Below are 15,665 nucleotides of genomic sequence, written 5' to 3' on the forward strand. Positions count from 1 at the left end.
AACAGGCAGCGTTCCCCAACGGCTTGTTCGGCTTCTTCGCCGGATTTCAAATGGCGATCTTCTCCTTCGCCGGCACCGAACTGATCGGCACCGCCTTCACTCAACTCGCTTCGGCCCGGTAAGAGCGCTATGGAATTCACGATTCAACACTGTATTGCGCTTGCGCCACTGTTGATCACCAGCCTCACCATTATCGTGGTGATGCTGGCAATCGCCTGGCGCCGCAACCACTCGCAGACCTTTCTGATCTCGGTCGCCGGTCTGAACCTGGCCCTGCTGTCGATCCTCCCAGCCCTGAAAGTCGCGCCTCTGGCCGTGACCCCATTGCTGCAGATCGACACCTTCGCTTGCCTGTACATGGCGCTGATCCTGGTCGCCACCCTCGCCTGTGTAACCCTCGCTCATGCCTATCTGGGTGATGGCGGTTCGGGTTACCCGGGCAACCGTGAAGAACTGTACCTGCTGATCCTGATGGCCGCCGCCGGTGGTCTGGTTCTGGTCAGCGCGCAGCACCTGGCCGGTTTGTTCATCGGTCTGGAACTGCTCTCGGTACCGGTTTACGGTCTGGTGGCTTACGCCTTCTTCAACAAACGTTCGCTGGAAGCCGGCATCAAATACATGGTGCTGTCGGCCGCAGGTTCCGCGTTCCTGTTGTTCGGTATGGCGCTGCTGTACGCCGACTCGGGTTCGCTGAGCTTCGTCGGTATCGGTCAGGCTCTGGCTGCAACTGGCCTGCCTAGCTCGTTGGCGCAACTGGGCCTGGGCATGATGCTGATCGGTCTGGCGTTCAAGCTGTCGCTGGTACCGTTCCATCTGTGGACGCCTGACGTTTACGAAGGTGCACCGGCTCCAGTGGCTGCGTTCCTCGCGACCGCTTCGAAAGTAGCCGTGTTTGCGGTAATGGTGCGTCTGTTCCAGATCTCCCCTGCCGCCAGCAGTGGCGTACTGAGCGACGTACTGACCGTCATCGCCATCGCCTCGATCCTGTTCGGTAACCTGCTGGCCCTGACCCAGAGCAACCTCAAGCGTCTGCTCGGTTACTCGTCCATCGCGCACTTCGGCTACCTGCTGATCGCGCTGGTAGCGAGCAAGGGTCTGGCAGTGGAAGCCATCGGCGTGTACCTGGTCACCTACGTGATCACCAGCCTCGGCGCCTTCGGCGTGATCACCCTGATGTCCTCGCCGTACAACGGCCGTGACGCAGACGCGCTGTACGAGTACCGCGGTCTGTTCTGGCGCCGTCCGTACCTGACCGCCGTACTGACCGTGATGATGCTGTCGCTGGCGGGTATCCCGCTGACTGCTGGCTTCATCGGCAAGTTCTACATCATCGCTACCGGTGTTGAATCGCACCAATGGTGGCTGGTCGGCTCCTTGGTACTGGGCAGCGCCATCGGCGTCTTCTACTACCTGCGCGTGATGGTCACCCTGTACCTGATCGAGCCAAACCTGCGTCGCCACGACGCCCAGCTGCACTGGGAACAGAAGGCAGGCGGCGTGATGCTGCTGGCCATCGCCCTGGTCGCGTTCTTCCTGGGTGTGTACCCGCAGCCATTGCTGACCCTGGTTCAGCAGGCGGGTCTGGCGGGCTGATAGTTCGGCGGGCTAGAAATGAAAACGGCACCTTCGGGTGCCGTTTTTGTTGTTGTGGGATTTTTACTGTTGCCCTGCCCTCCCTGCTGAAAGCCCAGAAAGCTCCCGCTCAATTATCGGTTTCGTCCTACAGTCCGCATCCGGCTGTTGGAGCTATTGTGTATATGTGAGGCAACGCGAAAACTCGAAGGCACATTGAAAGTACTTGCCGACCAACAGGGCACAAGGAAACCATATTGAACACTGACAACATCCACACCACATATGAAAAAATGTATGCATACGAAGAAGAGATAAAAAACAGCATCTCGATAAAAACTCAAATAATTTTTACTGCGATATTTGCGCTAGCTTCTGCAACCATCTACCTAGCTCGTTTTTTGGATTTCACCTTCAACCCCGAAATTGCATACATCATTTCTTTTCTCGTAACTTTAACCCTGACAATCTCAACCATCTCTACATACTTCAACTTCAGAGCCTTTAGCGGATCTGAATTCAACAGAATGCCATACGCAGAAAAAATAAAAGAGTATTACGACAACCAAACACAATACAACATTGAACTTGGCAAATATAACTCACAGGTATCGCAGCACGAGCAAATACCTTTGATCGATCCTGACAAAGAAACTGCAAGCTTCATTTCAAACACCTACATCAGTTGCTCCACACACAATGCTTTAGTCAATGAAGAGCGATCACGATGGGTTTTCAAGTCCATTTCAACTTTTCTGATGGCCTGCATTCCTCTTGCTATCGGTAGCTTGTTGTTTGTCCTTTTTGACATGGATACCTCCTCGCCCAGGAAAAATTTTGCAATAAAAGATACTTACGTGGGCGACCAAATATCCGACTTGAGAAAGCAGTTGCTGAATGACTCAACAGCCGAAGGCGTAGCAGATCTGAAAAAAAGGACTATAATCCTTGAGAATATACTTCTTGAAAAAGGGGCAGGAAAATTGAGCGAATCCAATAAGCCAACATCAAGTGAAAAAAAACCTTTGCCCCAAGTTCCTGTCAAACCGACTGCTCCATCTTCTAGAAGAACATACGACGATGTTAACGGCGGCACCAACAGGGATCAGAAATGAAAGCTACTAATGATCGGCCTAAGCCACAAAATTCGACAAGACCTACACCACCAGAGAAACCTTCTGCACCGGTTGTACGTCGTATCGTTAACGAAAAAGTTATCAATAGAAAAGAGATAGCTTTAGATAACAGATGAGAACGCAACTAAAGCACTCTTGCCCTCGCAGAACTTTATAAAAAGGCGGCACCTTCAGGGCCCGCCTTCGCGTTTGTAGGATTCAGTATCAGCAGACTGCGCCAGCGCGTCCAGATGATCGCTCGCTATGCTTTCTTGGTCTTCACACTCTCACCTTTTTAAGAATTTTCCTGCAAAGCATCGAGCAATGGCTGACCTTCTGCAGAAGGTCATTGCGGTTAAATTTGAGGATCACCTATCAAGTGGAGATCCACGGACCATGAAGCGGGATATTTATTCAGAATTGATGAATGGCCTTGATGCGTTAAGCGAAGAACGCCAAGGCAAAATCATCTTACAAAAGACGCGTGTAGAACGGATCGGCGCCATGAAGGGCAAACTCACACTTCCCGAAGAATTTGATGCATCTCTATCACACAATTTGCTGGATACCTTCGAACGATAAAAAGCCACATCTGCACTCATGCGACCTATCAGGCTCACTCAAACCACTGTGGGAGCGAGCCTGCTCCGGGCGGCGTTCACTCAATCAAAATAACCACATGACGAAATTGTAATTCCCTCATCACCTTGGCGTTATCCGCAGCTTGCAACGATGTGACCCGGCGACCATGCCGGCGGGCCCTGCCCCGCCGAACAATAAAACCCACGCCGACGCACGTTCCCGTTCTGCCGAACCCAAGGAGTGTTTGATGGTTAACAATTCAAAAATGTCGATTTCCGCTTTAGCGGTGGTGATCGGCGCCGGGCCGTCCATGGTGTTTGCAGAAGACAAGCCTGAAGGCTTTGTCGAAGGCAGCAGCTTGACGGTGCTCAACCGCAACTTCTACTTCAATCGTGATCATCGCAACGGCCAGTCCAGTCCGACCGGCAATGGTTATTCCGAAGCCTGGGCGCATGCCGTGATCAGCAAATTCGAATCCGGTTTCACTCAAGGCACCGTCGGGGTCGGTGTTGATGCGTTTGCGATGATCGGACTGAAACTCGACAGCGGTGACGGCCGTAATGGCGGGCGCAGTTCGTTTGATGTGTTGCCGGTCAACAGTGACGGCCAGGCGCGGGACGAATACACCAAGGTCGGTGGCGCTGCGAAAATCCGGGCGTTCGACACGGTAATCAAGGTCGGTGATGTATTCCCGGCCAACCCGATGGTCGCGGCCGGTGACTCGCGCCTGCTGCCGGAAAGTTTTCGCGGGGTGACGGCGACCAACACCAGCATTGAGGGTTTGTCGGTTCAGGGCGGTCGCCTGCACGCGATGAGCCAACCGGTGTCGAGCGACATGCGCGAGAACTTCGCCACGTTCTACGCCGGCCCGGTCAACTCGCCGTGGATCGCTTATGGCGGCGGCGATTATGTGCTGAACAAAAATCTCAGTTTCAGCCTGTACTCCAGTCGGCTCAAGGATGCGTGGAATCAGTATTACGCCGGCACTGCCTGGACCTACCCACTCTCCGATGACCTGTCGCTGTTCGGTGGCCTGAACTATTACAAGGCCGTCGATGAGGGCAAACAACTGCTCGGCGAGTTCGACAACAACATCTGGAGCGGCCGCGTCGGCGTGAAGCTCGGCGCCCACTCGGTCGCCCTCTCCCACCAGCGCAACAACGGCAACGACGACTTCGATTATTTGCGCCAGTCCGACTCGATCTTCCTCGACAACTCGATCCAGTACAGCGACTTCAACTCGCCGAAAGAGCGTTCGTGGATGGTGCGTTATGACCTCGACATGAGCACTTACGGCGTACCCGGTTTGTCGTTCATGACCCGTTACGCGCGCGGCACCGACGCTGATTATTCCAATGCCAACGCGGTGTACATGCGCCGCGATGCCGAGGGTAATCCGCTGACCGATCAGAAACGTTGGGAGCGCGATATCGAAGTCAAATACGTGGTGCAGAGCGGCTCGATGAAAGACCTATCACTGCGCTTGCGCCAGGCCACGACCCGCGCCACGGCGTTCGAGTCGGATCTGGATGAAGTGCGGGTGATTGTCGAGTATCCGCTGGCGATTCTTTGATTGCGCGGTTGATGCAAATTCACCTTTAGAAGCTCCTTGCTCCTTTGGTAAGAGGTGAATCCTTTGGCGTCCTTCGGGGCGCCTTTTTTTGCGCTGCGTTTTGCCGTGGTTATGTATTCCAGGTTTGGGCCCGGCCCTCACCCTAGCCCTCTCCCAGAGGTAGAGGGGACTGACCGAGCTGCTTAGTGGAAATACATCGACCCGAAAAACCGGGGCGTACTCTGGTTTTGAATGGCTTGAAGATCTGCTCCCTTTCTCCTTTGGGGTTGTCCACCGCTTCGAAAAGGGCAGATGAGGGATTGTGAGAGCCTCACGCAACACAAATAAAATCGACCCTCGGTAAATAAGCCACAGGCTCGACATCATCAAGCGCACTGCTCACCGTCAGTTCGCCAATCATTACGACTTGCACGCCTCGAAAAACGTCACCTGATTTCCGCAGCACACCCAGCGACGGTTAATGTCAGCTCCAACGTTTTGGGCGAGCTTTCAATTGGTGTAAGCGAATATTGCTTCGGGCGGGGTTAGCTTCGATAGTCTGCTCGAATGCGTTGAATGCGACGTCATCGAGAAGATACGGTTGCGCCTCCAGAATCGTCTGCTGGCACATGACGGGTGCAAGAACATTCACGTGCTGTTTCTTTCGATCTGTTCTTCGACAGCTTGAAAAGAGATCGGTAATCACGTCACGCTCAATTGGACTAGGCATTGACCTGTCTCCGTTGTGTTCGGGCATTGGCCTGCGTTAGCCACGGCGTGGCGAGAAATACAACTCCCGCCACTTTGTCAGTGATCTATTGAGCAGGATCTACGTTATCCAGCGCTTTGTTCACCGCAAGTTCGCCAAGCATGACGACCTGCGCGATACCGAGCAGGGTCTTGCGATGGGTGCCGCCTAATAGCGCGGCGAAGTCACCGAGCATCACCGTGGCCGAGGCCAGGGATTCGCTGGCGTTGGCCAGTAATGATTCGGTGTCGGCTTTGGGATTGACCAGGAACATCTGGTTGGGGATGTACGGCGCGGACATGATGGCGGCTGAGGGTTTGAGGTAGAAATCGAGGGCGCGGTCGGCGGCTTCGTGGAGTTTTCGGGTGTCGACGGAGGCGTAAGGGGATGTTGAGTTGGCGTCGGGGATGGCGTCTGTTTCTGGGGGATTTGGGGTTGGCTTTTTCATAATGTTTTACTCAGCTTGAAGGTGGAGCTGGCCCTTTCGGTTCCACGCGAAAGGGTGGCAGCTGTACGCAGGTTGGAACCCGGGCAACTGAGCAAACCCGACAGACTCGAAGTCTCCCGCGCACAGCCGCCATAACGGAGTGCACACATGAAAGTGCGCAAGCATACGTCATGAACAGTGCGTTTTGCTTCAGTTGAGCCACGGGGTTCCAATCCCGATCGCTGAATTGGCAGCGACCCACACAGGCTAGAGAGCGGACGTCCGACGGACAACCTGAAAACATTGTGGGAAGGTTCCGCGATTCCCACACAACCTTTAAACATCACGAATTGAAATACGCATCGTGATATTTAACATCAACCCTGTAGGAGCTGCCGAAGGCTGCGATCTTTTGACTTTGATTTTAAAGATCAAGATCAAAAGATCGCAGCCTTCGGCAGCTCCTACAGGGAACCGGGGTCAGCCGCCGTTGTTACGACACACGCCCATCACGTTGTACTTGATGGTTTTGAGCTGACCTTTGGAATCCTCGTAGGTCATCGCGGTGGGCACGACATTGCACGCAGCCTGCGGCTTCACCACGCTCACCACTTTGACCACGTCCAGCTTCATGCCATACGCGTAATCCTTCACCACCGGCGGCGCTTTGCCCTGGTTGGCGGCGTACTGTTCCATGGCTTTGCTGTTGGCGCTGAGCGCGCGTTCGAAAGTGCGGTCACCGCCACCTTCAGCCAACACATTCACAGACACCGCCACGACAGCGGCGAATGCGATCAACTTGAGTACTTTCATATCCATTTCCTTCCCGTCCGGGCTTGAAAAAAAAGCCCGGCATCGATGCGCGATGAAGGGCTTGTTCAGGTGCAGCAGGCTTACAGATCGCGGGTTTTGTCGTCTTTCTTGTCAGTGACGACCACCGGGTTGCCGGCGGCTTTTTCCTTTGCGACGAACAACTCCACGGAGCGCTCGCTGTTGGCCATCATTTTTTCGAAAGTGCGGTCGCCACCGCCTTCGGCCAGGGCCACGGAAGAGATCGCCAGAGCGGCTGCGAAGGTACAGAGTTGGGCAAGTTTCATGGTTGATTCCTCGTTTAAGTAGCTGACGGGATCAAGGTAACAAGGCGAACCTATCGTGACGGTGGCGGGGAAATTACAGATCCGTTATCTGCCGGATCAGTGCACGGAACCCCTGTGGGAGCGAGCCTGCTCGCGAAAGCGGTGGTTTAGTCACATCGTTGTTGACTGACAGATCGCCTTCGCGAGCAGGCTCGCTCCCACAGGGGGATTAACTATTGAATTGGAACAGCGTCCTCCTCCCGGCGATGGGCGAGTTGGTAGAGCGCCGGCAAGATCAGCAACGTGAGGATCGTCGAGGAGAGAATTCCGCCGATCACTACGGTGGCGAGCGGCCGCTGCACTTCGGCGCCAGTGCCGGTGGCGAGCGCCATCGGAATAAACCCCAGCGACGCCACCAACGCCGTCATCAACACCGGCCGCAAACGCGTCAGCGCACCTTCGTGAATGGCATCGGACAGCGACCGCCCCTCCTCCCGCAAATTACGAATGAACGCAATCATCACCAAGCCGTTCAACACCGCCACCCCCGACAACGCGATAAACCCGACGCCCGCAGAAATCGACAGCGGAATATCCCGCAACCACAGCGCCATGACCCCACCGGTCAACGCAAACGGAATCCCGGTAAACACCAGCAAACCGTCCTTGAGATTGTTGAACATCATGAACAACAACCCGAACACCAACAGCAGCGCCACCGGCACCACGATCTGCAAGCGTTTGGCCGCCGATTGCAGTTGCTCGAATTGCCCGCCCCAACTGGTCCAGTAACCGGCCGGGACCTGCACGTCACGTTCGATCACTTCGCCGGCCTCGCTGACGAATGAACCGATATCACGCCCGCGTACGTTGGCGCTGACGATCACCAGACGCTTGCCGTTCTCGCGGCTGACCTGATTCGGCCCGAGCACCAGGTCGAGGCTGGCGACTTCCTTGAGGGCGATAAAACCAATCTGACTTGCCGAGCCATTCACAGAAGGCACCGGAATCAGCAACGCCGACAGCCCGTCGATGTCCTTGCGCATGGCATCGGACAAACGCACCACCATGTCGAAACGCCGATCGCCCTCATACAACGTCCCGGCCTGACGCCCGCCCACCGCAACGGCAATGGTGTCCTGCACATCACCCACGTTGAGCCCATAACGCGCGGCCTTGTCGCGATCAATGTTGATGGTCAGCACCGGCAATCCGGTGGTTTGCTCGACCTTCACCTCGGATGCGCCATTAACCTTCTGCATGGCAGCAGCGATTTTTGCAGCGGTGGCGTTAAGCACATCCATGTCATCGCCAAACACCTTCACCGCGACATCGCTGCGCACGCCGGAAATCAGTTCGTTGAAGCGCAATTGAATCGGCTGCGACAGTTCATAGTTGCTGCCCGGCAGCGTCGCGGCGGCGGCTTGCAGTTCGGTCATCAACGTTTCGCGGGACTTGCCCGGGTCCGGCCACTGCTCTTTCGGCTTGAGCATCACATAGCTATCGGAGATGTTCGGCGGCATCGGATCGGAAGCAATTTCCGCCGTGCCGGTGCGAGCAAAGACGCGCTCGACTTCCGGCACCTTCGCCAGAATCAGCGTTTCCAGTCGTTGCTGCATATCCACCGATTGCGTCAGGCTGGTGCCCGGCACGCGCAGCGCTTGCAGGGCAAAATCCCCTTCGCTCAGGCTCGGAACAAACTCGCTGCCCATGCGACTGGTGAGCACGCCGCTGAGCACGATCACGCCCAACGCCGCGCCCACTGCGATTGCGCGATGGGACATGACCCAGGCCAGCGCCGGCGCGTAAACGCGACGTGCGCCGCGCATCACCGCGCCCTCTTCTTCCTTGACCTTGCCGGTCACGAACAACGCAATCGCCGCCGGCACAAAGGTCACCGACAACAGCATCGCGCCAAGCAAAGCGATGACCACGGTAAACGCCATCGGGTGGAACATTTTCCCTTCGACGCCGCTCAACGCGAAGATCGGCAGGTACACGACCATGATAATCAACTGCCCGAAAATCAGCGGTCGCCGCGCCTCTTTCGCCGCTGCAAAGACTTCCTTGAAACGCTCGGCACGGGTCAACAATCGGCCGTGATGCTGCTGCGCGTGAGCCAAGCGGCGCAGGGTGTTTTCGACGATCACCACCGCGCCGTCGACGATGATGCCGAAGTCCAGCGCGCCGAGGCTCATCAGGTTGGCACTGACCTTGTTGCTGAACATGCCGGTAAAGGTGAACAGCATCGACAGCGGAATCACCATCGCGGTAATCAGCGCCGCGCGAATGTTGCCGAGGAACAGGAACAGAATCGCGATCACCAGAATCGCGCCTTCGATGAGGTTCTTTTTCACCGTGGCGATGGCTTTGTCGACCAGGTGCGTGCGGTCGTACATCGGAACGGCGATCACCCCTTGGGGCAAGGATTTATTGATCTGTTCGAGCTTGCTGGCGACCGCTTGCGAGACCGTGCGGCTGTTTTCGCCGATCAGCATGAACACGGTGCCGAGCACCACTTCACGACCGTTTTCCGTGGCCGCGCCGCTGCGCAATTCGCGGCCGATTTCGACTGTCGCTACGTTTTTCACCCGGATCGGCGTGCCGTCGACATTGGCCATGACGATGTTGGCGATGTCCTCGGTGCTCGCCACTTGCCCCGGCGCGCGGATCAGCAACTGCTCGCCGCTGCGCTCGATGTAACCGGCGCCGACGTTGGCGTTGTTACGCTCAAGCGCCGTGACCAGATTGGTGAGGGTCAGCTTGTACGCGGCCAGGCGTTTCGGGTCCGGCGCAATCTGGTACTCCTTGGCGAAACCGCCGATGGTATTGATCTCGGCAACACCGGGCACGTTGCGCAATTGCGGCTTGATGATCCAGTCCTGAATCACCCGCAGGTCGGTCGGCGTGTAGGTTGTGCCGTCGTCCTTCACAGCGCCCTCCTTCGCTTCAACCGTCCACAGAAAAATCTCGCCGAGGCCGGTGGAAATCGGCCCCATCATCGCTTCCGCGCCTTCGGGCAATTGCTCCTTGGCAATCTGCAAACGCTCGTTGACCAGTTGACGGGCGAAGAACAGGTCAGTGCCGTCCTTGAAGATCACCGTGACCTGCGACAGGCCTGAGCGCGACAGAGAACGGGTCTGCTCCAGCGCCGGCAAACCGGCCATCGCGGTTTCAATCGGAAAAGTGATGCGCTGCTCGGTTTCCAGCGGCGAGAACCCGGCGGCGCCGGTGTTGATTTGTACCTGGACGTTGGTGATGTCGGGCACGGCGTCGATCGGCAGCTTTTGATAACTGGCGATGCCGAGGCCGGCCATAAGCAGAACGGCGAGCAGGACGATGATGCGCTGCTCGATGGCAAACTGGATCAGGCGTTCGAACATGAGGACCTTCCAGAATTAATGACTGTGCTCGGCTGAGGCTTTGCCCAGTTCCGATTTGAGGACGAAGCTGCCGGCGCTGGCGACTTGCACGCCCGCTTCCAGGCCTTGGGTGATTTCCACGTGACCGGCTGCGCGACTGCCCAGCTCAACCGCGCGTGCTTCGAAACCGTCGTCGGTGCGAACGAACACCGTGGGTTTGTCCTCAACGGTCTGGATCGCGGTTTCCGGCACGGCGACTTTCGCTTCACGGCTGTCGGTCGCCACCAAAGCAGTGACAAACAGACCGGGGCGCCATGAGCCTTGCGGGTTTTCAAGGGTGACGCGAACGGTCGCAGTGCGGGTTTGTTCGCCGAGCAAGCTGCCGACATAAGCCACGCTGCCAACCACTTCCGCGTTGAGTTCCGCAGCGCTGACGGTGACCGCTTTGCCTACTTGCACCTTGTTCAGATCCTTCGGTGAAACGCCGAACGTCACCCACACTCGCGACAGATCCGAGAGGGTGAACGCCGCTGTACTTTCATCAACGACTTCCCCCGGCGTCAGGTGTTTTTCCACCACCACGCCATCGAACGGCGCGCGTAATTCATAGCGATTGCCGCCAGTGGCGACCACGCTGCCACTGAGTACGCTGATCTTTTGCCGGGCATTGCTCACGGCGATTTCCGCCTCTTGCAAAGCCTGACGCGCCTGGAGGAAATCCTGCTCGGCGGAGATCTTGTCCTGCCAGAGTTTTTTCTCCCGTTCATAAGTGGTGCGCGCCAAGGCCAAACGGCGTTGCGCGGCCGTTTGTTCGCTGCGCTGATCAGAGATCTGTTGACTGGCGATGACCGCCAGCAACTGGCCCTTCTTCACCGTTTGCCCGAGGTTGACCGCCACCGTCTCGACCACGCCCGGCACACGCGGCACGACGTGGGCGGTGCGGTCTTCGTCGAAGCGCACTTCACCGGGGAACGGCAGGCCGAGGCTGATGGTTTGCGCCCGTGCTTCGGCCAGTTGTATGCCGGCAGCGGTGATTTGTTCGGCGCTCAGTTCGATGTGCCCTTCTTCGCCATGCTCAGCTTCGGCAGCGGCGCCTTCTTCGGCGTGATCGGCATGCTCGGAAGCCTCGTCGGCATGCGCGTCGATGCTTGCCTTACCCGACCACATAGAGCCGATACCAATCCCCAGCGCCAACGTCGCCACCGCGACCACCATCAATTTTTTATCCATGGAAACTCCTCTGCGCCGACATCGTGCAGTTGTCTGAAAAGTGAAATTCAACGGCTGACGTTGAGGTCGCCGAAGATCCGTTCGAGGCGCACGCGGGCGTCGGTCGCTTCGCTGACGGCCTGGATGTACTGGCTGCGAGCGCTGATCAACGTGCGTTGCGCATCGAGTACATCGAGGAAGCCGAACTTGCCCATTTCGAAACCGCGCGTGGCGCTGTCGACTGCACGTTGCGCGGCGGGCAGGATGGTCTGGTTGAACGCGGTGACTTCGCCGTTGGCGGTCTGCCATTGCTCCAGGCTGGTCTGGATTTCCGTGCGCAATCGCAGCTCGGTGGCGTTGCGCAGATCCCGTGCCTGGTCGGTGCGGCGGGCGGCGGTGAGCACGTTGCCCTGATTGCGGTTGAACAGCGGAATCGGCATCGACAGCCCGACCACGTTGACCCGCTCGCGCTCGGTTTCGCTGTACTGGCTGCCGATGCTCACGGTGAGGTCGGGGATGCGCTGGGACTTTTCCAGGCCCAGCGATGCTTCGCGCTGATCGATCTGCAACTTGGCCAGACGCAGTTCGGCGGTTTCGTTCAGCCGCTCGAGCAATCTTGTCGGTGGAGGAACGGCCGGCATGCTTTGCGTGGGCGCCTGCACGTTGGTCGACGTCGGCAACGGCGCGCCCATGACTTGCGCCAATTGTTGGTACGCGGTGGCCTGATCGCGCTCTGCCCGGCTCAATTCAAGGCGCACTTCCGAGAGCTGCACTTGCGCGCGCGTGCCTTCGACCGGCGACGATTTACCCGCCTCGATCCGTCCTTGCGCCACACGCACGCCGTGCTCGGCCAATTGCAGCGACTGGCGCGACAACTGCAAACGTTGCTGCGCGGTTTGCGCGCTGTTGAACGCCTGAATCACATCGGCACGCAAGGCATTGCGCTTGCGCTCCAGTGCAATGCCGGCAGCGTCTTGCGCACGGCTGGCGACATCGATGCGTGCACCGCGTTTGCCACCCAGTTCGATCGGTTGACTGAGCATCACTGTGGTGGTGTGCGAATTGCGGCGAGTGTCTTCGGCTTCCCACGACACTTCGGGGTTGGGGATCAGACCGGCCTGTTGGCGGTCACCCTCGGCGATGCCGATTTCCCACTGCGCAGCGGCCAGCTCCGGGTTGCCGGCGAAGGCGCTTTGCAGGGCTTGATCCAGCGTCAGGGGCGCTGCGTTTGCAAGGCTGCTACAGGCCAGCAACAGAACGCCGCTGGCGGTTTTTTTCAGGCGTGATCGCACCGTCAGTTCTATTAAACCGGGCAATGGAAGACTTCCTTTATTCAAGAATCTGGGATGCCGCCACGGTAGGGTTTTGAACTTATCGACAAGGTGACTGGAACATTACAAATCCGTTATCCACGGTTTGCCGAAGTTGTTTTGTTTTAGGATGCGAAGTGCAAATTGTTTTATCGAAATACATCGAAACAAAAACACGGTAGTTATCTGCTGAACAGCACTTGTCGGAATCAAACTATTGAGAATTTTGGGTTTTGAGCTGCGACCGACTGTCGCAGAACACTGATCTAAAGCGTTTGGGCGTTGACCCTGTAGCCGCTACAACCTTTATGGTCCGCACTCCCCTCACCCCAGCCCTCTCCCGGAGGTAGAGGGAGCCGACCGAGGTGTCTGACACTTTCCATCGACCTGTTAAATCAAGTCGATTATGGATTCAGTAAAGCTTTTTCACGTCGGTGTAGTTCTGAAATATCCCGCATTCAGTCCCCTCTCCCTATGGGCGGTCCGACGTTTCGGGAGGGCTAGGGTGAGGGCCTTTTAAATTAAATATCCATTAAATAAAAGTGGTGAAAGATCATGCGAATCCTTGTCGTCGAGGACGAGCTTAAAGCTGCCGAATACTTGCATCAGGGTTTGACCGAAAGTGGGTATGTGGTTGACCACGCTGCCACCGGCGCCGATGGTTTGCACCTGGCGCAACAACAGGCCTATGACCTGATTATTCTCGATGTGAACCTGCCCGAACTGGACGGCTGGGGCGTGCTTGAACAACTGCGCAAAACCCACGCCACACGGGTAATGATGCTCACCGCACGCGGGCGACTGGCCGACAAGATTCGTGGCCTCGATCTGGGCGCCGACGATTATCTGGTCAAGCCGTTCGAGTTCCCCGAACTGCTGGCGCGGGTGCGCACCTTGATGCGTCGTAGTGAAAACATCCCGGTGCCGCAGGTGCTGAAAGTCGCTGATCTGGAACTCGATCCGGGCCGCCATCGCGCGTTTCGCGGGCAACAGCGGATCGACCTGACCACCAAGGAATTCGCCCTGCTGCATTTGCTGATGCGTCAGTCCGGCGAAGTGCTGACGCGCACTCAAATCATCTCGTTGGTGTGGGACATGAATTTCGACTGCGACACCAACGTGGTCGAAGTGTCGATCCGCCGCTTGCGGGCGAAGATCGACGACCCGTTCGACAGCAAACTGATCCACACCCTGCGCGGTGTCGGTTACGTGCTGGAGGCGCGGGAATGAGGCCGACCAGCCTGTCGATGCGCCTCGGTTTGACGGTGAGTATTCTCGGCGCGTTGTTGGTGGTGTTTCTGGCGATACTGGCGTATTTCGCCTTGACCCATGAACTGAATGCGCTGTCGCGCGACAGCTTGGAAAAGAAGATGGCGCAGGTCGAACACAGCCTGTCGCTTTACGTCGACGCCAATGAAATCACCGGTAAACCGCACATTCTGCTCGATCAGGTGATGGGCCATGACAACCTCACGCTGACCATTTACGACCGCTTGAACCTGCGTTCACCGCTGCTCAAATCCGGCAGCGGCTTGAGCGATCCACGCGTTGAATTGAAGGCTGTACGGGCGACCAACGAGCAACTGGCTTACTCCGACAGCAGCGACGCCGAAGGCGCGAAGTTCCTCACGGTTTCCAAGCTGATTCGCCTCAAGGACGGCAGCAGCGTGCCGGTGTTGTTATCGATGGACAACGCCCACGATCAGGCGTTGCTCAGCGCCTATCTGCGCTCGACGCTGATTGCCTTGCCGTTGTTGCTGGTGTTCATCGGCCTGACCGCTTGGGGCGCGGTGCAGCGTGGTTTGGCGCCGCTGCGGGAGTTTCGCAAGGTCGCGGCGATGGTCTCGACCCAGGATCTGGAACATCGGCTGTCCGTGGTGAACATGCCGCAGGAGTTGAGCGAATTGGCGCAAGGCATCAACTTCATGCTGCATCGGCTCGATGCCGGGGTGCAACAGTTGTCGCAATTCTCTGATGACCTGGCGCATGAGTTGCGTACGCCGATCAACAACCTGATGGGCAAGGCGCAGGTGACCCTTTCGCGCGAGCGCTCGGTGGATGAGTACAAAGATGTGTTGGTGTCATGCACCGAGGAATTGGAGCGCGTGGCGCGGATTGTCTCGGACATGCTGTTTCTGGCGCAGGTGAGTCATCCGTCGGCGCTGGCGCCGTTTGAATCGGTGGCGCTGGAGGTTGAAGTGGCGAAAGTCGCCGAGATGTTTTCGTTGTCGGCACAGGATAAGAGCATTCATTTGAATGTCGTTGGCAGTGCGACGGTGATGGGTGATCGCTTGATGATTCAGCGGGCGATTTCGAATTTGCTGTCCAACGCGATGCGTCATTGCCCGAACGGGAAAACCGTGACGTTGCTGATCGAACAAGGTACGACCCAGGCCTCCCTGCTGGTCAGCAACCCCGGCGCCGGGATTGAGGCGCAACACCTGCCACATCTGTTCGACCGCTTCTACCGCGTCGACAGCAGCCGCTCCCGTTCGCAGGGCAGCACCGGGTTGGGGTTGGCGATCGTGCGCTCGATCATGAGCCTGCATCAGGGTGTGGCGGAGGTTAAGAGTTTGCCGGGGGCGATGACCGTGTTCCGGCTTGGCTTTCCTGCAGTGACGCCAACGACCCCATCGCTTGCAGGCAAGCTCCCACAGTGATCTGCGGGGTACCCGAATCTTGTGAACACTAAAAAAACCTGTGGGAGCTGGA

General features: G+C 57.3%; 13 protein-coding genes. 6 read left to right on the top strand and 7 right to left on the bottom strand.

From position 1 onward, the window contains the following. The first annotated feature begins 129 nt into the window (after positions 1 to 129). From nuoN to ACIF4X_RS09410, 4 genes are all read left to right on the top strand, one after another. Positions 130 to 1,593 (top strand): NADH-quinone oxidoreductase subunit NuoN, encoded by a 1,464-nt coding sequence (gene nuoN / locus ACIF4X_RS09395; protein WP_397481898.1) that lies wholly within the window; start codon positions 130 to 132, stop codon positions 1,591 to 1,593. 236 nt (positions 1,594 to 1,829) lie between these two features. Further along, positions 1,830 to 2,687, top strand: coding sequence for a hypothetical protein (locus ACIF4X_RS09400; protein WP_397481899.1), 858 nt, complete (start codon positions 1,830 to 1,832; stop codon positions 2,685 to 2,687). Positions 2,688 to 3,011: 324 nt separating this feature from the next. Then, entirely contained in the window at positions 3,012 to 3,269 is a 258-nt protein-coding gene (locus tag ACIF4X_RS09405) for a hypothetical protein (RefSeq protein WP_397481900.1), read from the top strand. Between the two features lie 247 nt (positions 3,270 to 3,516). Then, positions 3,517 to 4,842 (top strand): OprD family porin, encoded by a 1,326-nt coding sequence (locus ACIF4X_RS09410; RefSeq protein WP_397481901.1) that lies wholly within the window; start codon positions 3,517 to 3,519, stop codon positions 4,840 to 4,842. Between the two features lie 463 nt (positions 4,843 to 5,305). On the opposite strand, the gene ACIF4X_RS09415 is transcribed toward ACIF4X_RS09410, so the two are convergent. The 7 genes from ACIF4X_RS09415 to ACIF4X_RS09445 form a co-directional block, all read right to left on the bottom strand. After that, positions 5,306 to 5,551 (bottom strand): hypothetical protein, encoded by a 246-nt coding sequence (locus ACIF4X_RS09415; protein WP_077573626.1) that lies wholly within the window; start codon positions 5,549 to 5,551, stop codon positions 5,306 to 5,308. Positions 5,552 to 5,636: 85 nt separating this feature from the next. Further along, a complete protein-coding gene (locus ACIF4X_RS09420) occupies positions 5,637 to 6,017 on the bottom strand; it encodes a DUF6124 family protein (protein ID WP_397481902.1) in 381 nt (126 codons plus the stop codon). 459 nt (positions 6,018 to 6,476) lie between these two features. Next, on the bottom strand, positions 6,477 to 6,809 hold the full coding sequence (locus ACIF4X_RS09425) for a DUF2790 domain-containing protein (RefSeq protein ID WP_397481903.1): 333 nt from the start codon (positions 6,807 to 6,809) through the stop codon (positions 6,477 to 6,479). Between the two features lie 80 nt (positions 6,810 to 6,889). Further along, a complete protein-coding gene (locus ACIF4X_RS09430; protein ID WP_397481904.1) occupies positions 6,890 to 7,093 on the bottom strand; it encodes a co-regulatory protein PtrA N-terminal domain-containing protein in 204 nt (67 codons plus the stop codon). A 212-nt stretch (positions 7,094 to 7,305) separates the two neighbouring features. Further along, entirely contained in the window at positions 7,306 to 10,455 is a 3,150-nt protein-coding gene (locus ACIF4X_RS09435; protein WP_397481905.1) for a CusA/CzcA family heavy metal efflux RND transporter, read from the bottom strand. A 15-nt stretch (positions 10,456 to 10,470) separates the two neighbouring features. Next, complete coding sequence (locus tag ACIF4X_RS09440) at positions 10,471 to 11,664, bottom strand: efflux RND transporter periplasmic adaptor subunit (protein ID WP_397481906.1); 1,194 nt, start codon at positions 11,662 to 11,664, stop codon at positions 10,471 to 10,473. Positions 11,665 to 11,711: 47 nt separating this feature from the next. Further along, positions 11,712 to 12,959: a TolC family protein gene (locus ACIF4X_RS09445; protein ID WP_397481907.1), complete on the bottom strand. Its 1,248-nt coding sequence runs from the start codon at positions 12,957 to 12,959 to the stop codon at positions 11,712 to 11,714. A gap of 549 nt (positions 12,960 to 13,508) precedes the next feature. Here ACIF4X_RS09445 and ACIF4X_RS09450 point away from each other — a divergent pair. Further along, on the top strand, positions 13,509 to 14,183 hold the full coding sequence (locus ACIF4X_RS09450) for a heavy metal response regulator transcription factor (RefSeq protein ID WP_141129127.1): 675 nt from the start codon (positions 13,509 to 13,511) through the stop codon (positions 14,181 to 14,183). Continuing rightward, on the top strand, positions 14,180 to 15,613 hold the full coding sequence (locus ACIF4X_RS09455; RefSeq protein WP_397481908.1) for a heavy metal sensor histidine kinase: 1,434 nt from the start codon (positions 14,180 to 14,182) through the stop codon (positions 15,611 to 15,613). Before ACIF4X_RS09450 ends, ACIF4X_RS09455 begins: the two co-directional genes overlap by 4 nt. Positions 15,614 to 15,665 lie beyond the last annotated feature (52 nt).

This window comes from Pseudomonas sp. NPDC085632, assembly GCF_044541255.1.
Classification (GTDB): domain Bacteria; phylum Pseudomonadota; class Gammaproteobacteria; order Pseudomonadales; family Pseudomonadaceae; genus Aquipseudomonas.

Bases quoted from the DNA above. Each gene is read 5' to 3' on its own strand.
- nuoN (WP_397481898.1), top strand. From the start codon at position 130: ATGGAATTCACGATTCAACACTGTATTGCGCTTGCGCCACTGTTGATC.
- ACIF4X_RS09405 (WP_397481900.1), top strand. From the start codon at position 3,012: ATGGCTGACCTTCTGCAGAAGGTCATTGCGGTTAAATTTGAGGATCAC.
- ACIF4X_RS09410 (WP_397481901.1), top strand. From the start codon at position 3,517: ATGGTTAACAATTCAAAAATGTCGATTTCCGCTTTAGCGGTGGTGATC.
- ACIF4X_RS09415 (WP_077573626.1), bottom strand. From the start codon at position 5,551: ATGCCTAGTCCAATTGAGCGTGACGTGATTACCGATCTCTTTTCAAGC.
- ACIF4X_RS09420 (WP_397481902.1), bottom strand. From the start codon at position 6,017: ATGAAAAAGCCAACCCCAAATCCCCCAGAAACAGACGCCATCCCCGAC.
- ACIF4X_RS09425 (WP_397481903.1), bottom strand. From the start codon at position 6,809: ATGAAAGTACTCAAGTTGATCGCATTCGCCGCTGTCGTGGCGGTGTCT.
- ACIF4X_RS09430 (WP_397481904.1), bottom strand. From the start codon at position 7,093: ATGAAACTTGCCCAACTCTGTACCTTCGCAGCCGCTCTGGCGATCTCT.
- ACIF4X_RS09435 (WP_397481905.1), bottom strand. From the start codon at position 10,455: ATGTTCGAACGCCTGATCCAGTTTGCCATCGAGCAGCGCATCATCGTC.
- ACIF4X_RS09440 (WP_397481906.1), bottom strand. From the start codon at position 11,664: ATGGATAAAAAATTGATGGTGGTCGCGGTGGCGACGTTGGCGCTGGGG.
- ACIF4X_RS09450 (WP_141129127.1), top strand. From the start codon at position 13,509: ATGCGAATCCTTGTCGTCGAGGACGAGCTTAAAGCTGCCGAATACTTG.
- ACIF4X_RS09455 (WP_397481908.1), top strand. From the start codon at position 14,180: ATGAGGCCGACCAGCCTGTCGATGCGCCTCGGTTTGACGGTGAGTATT.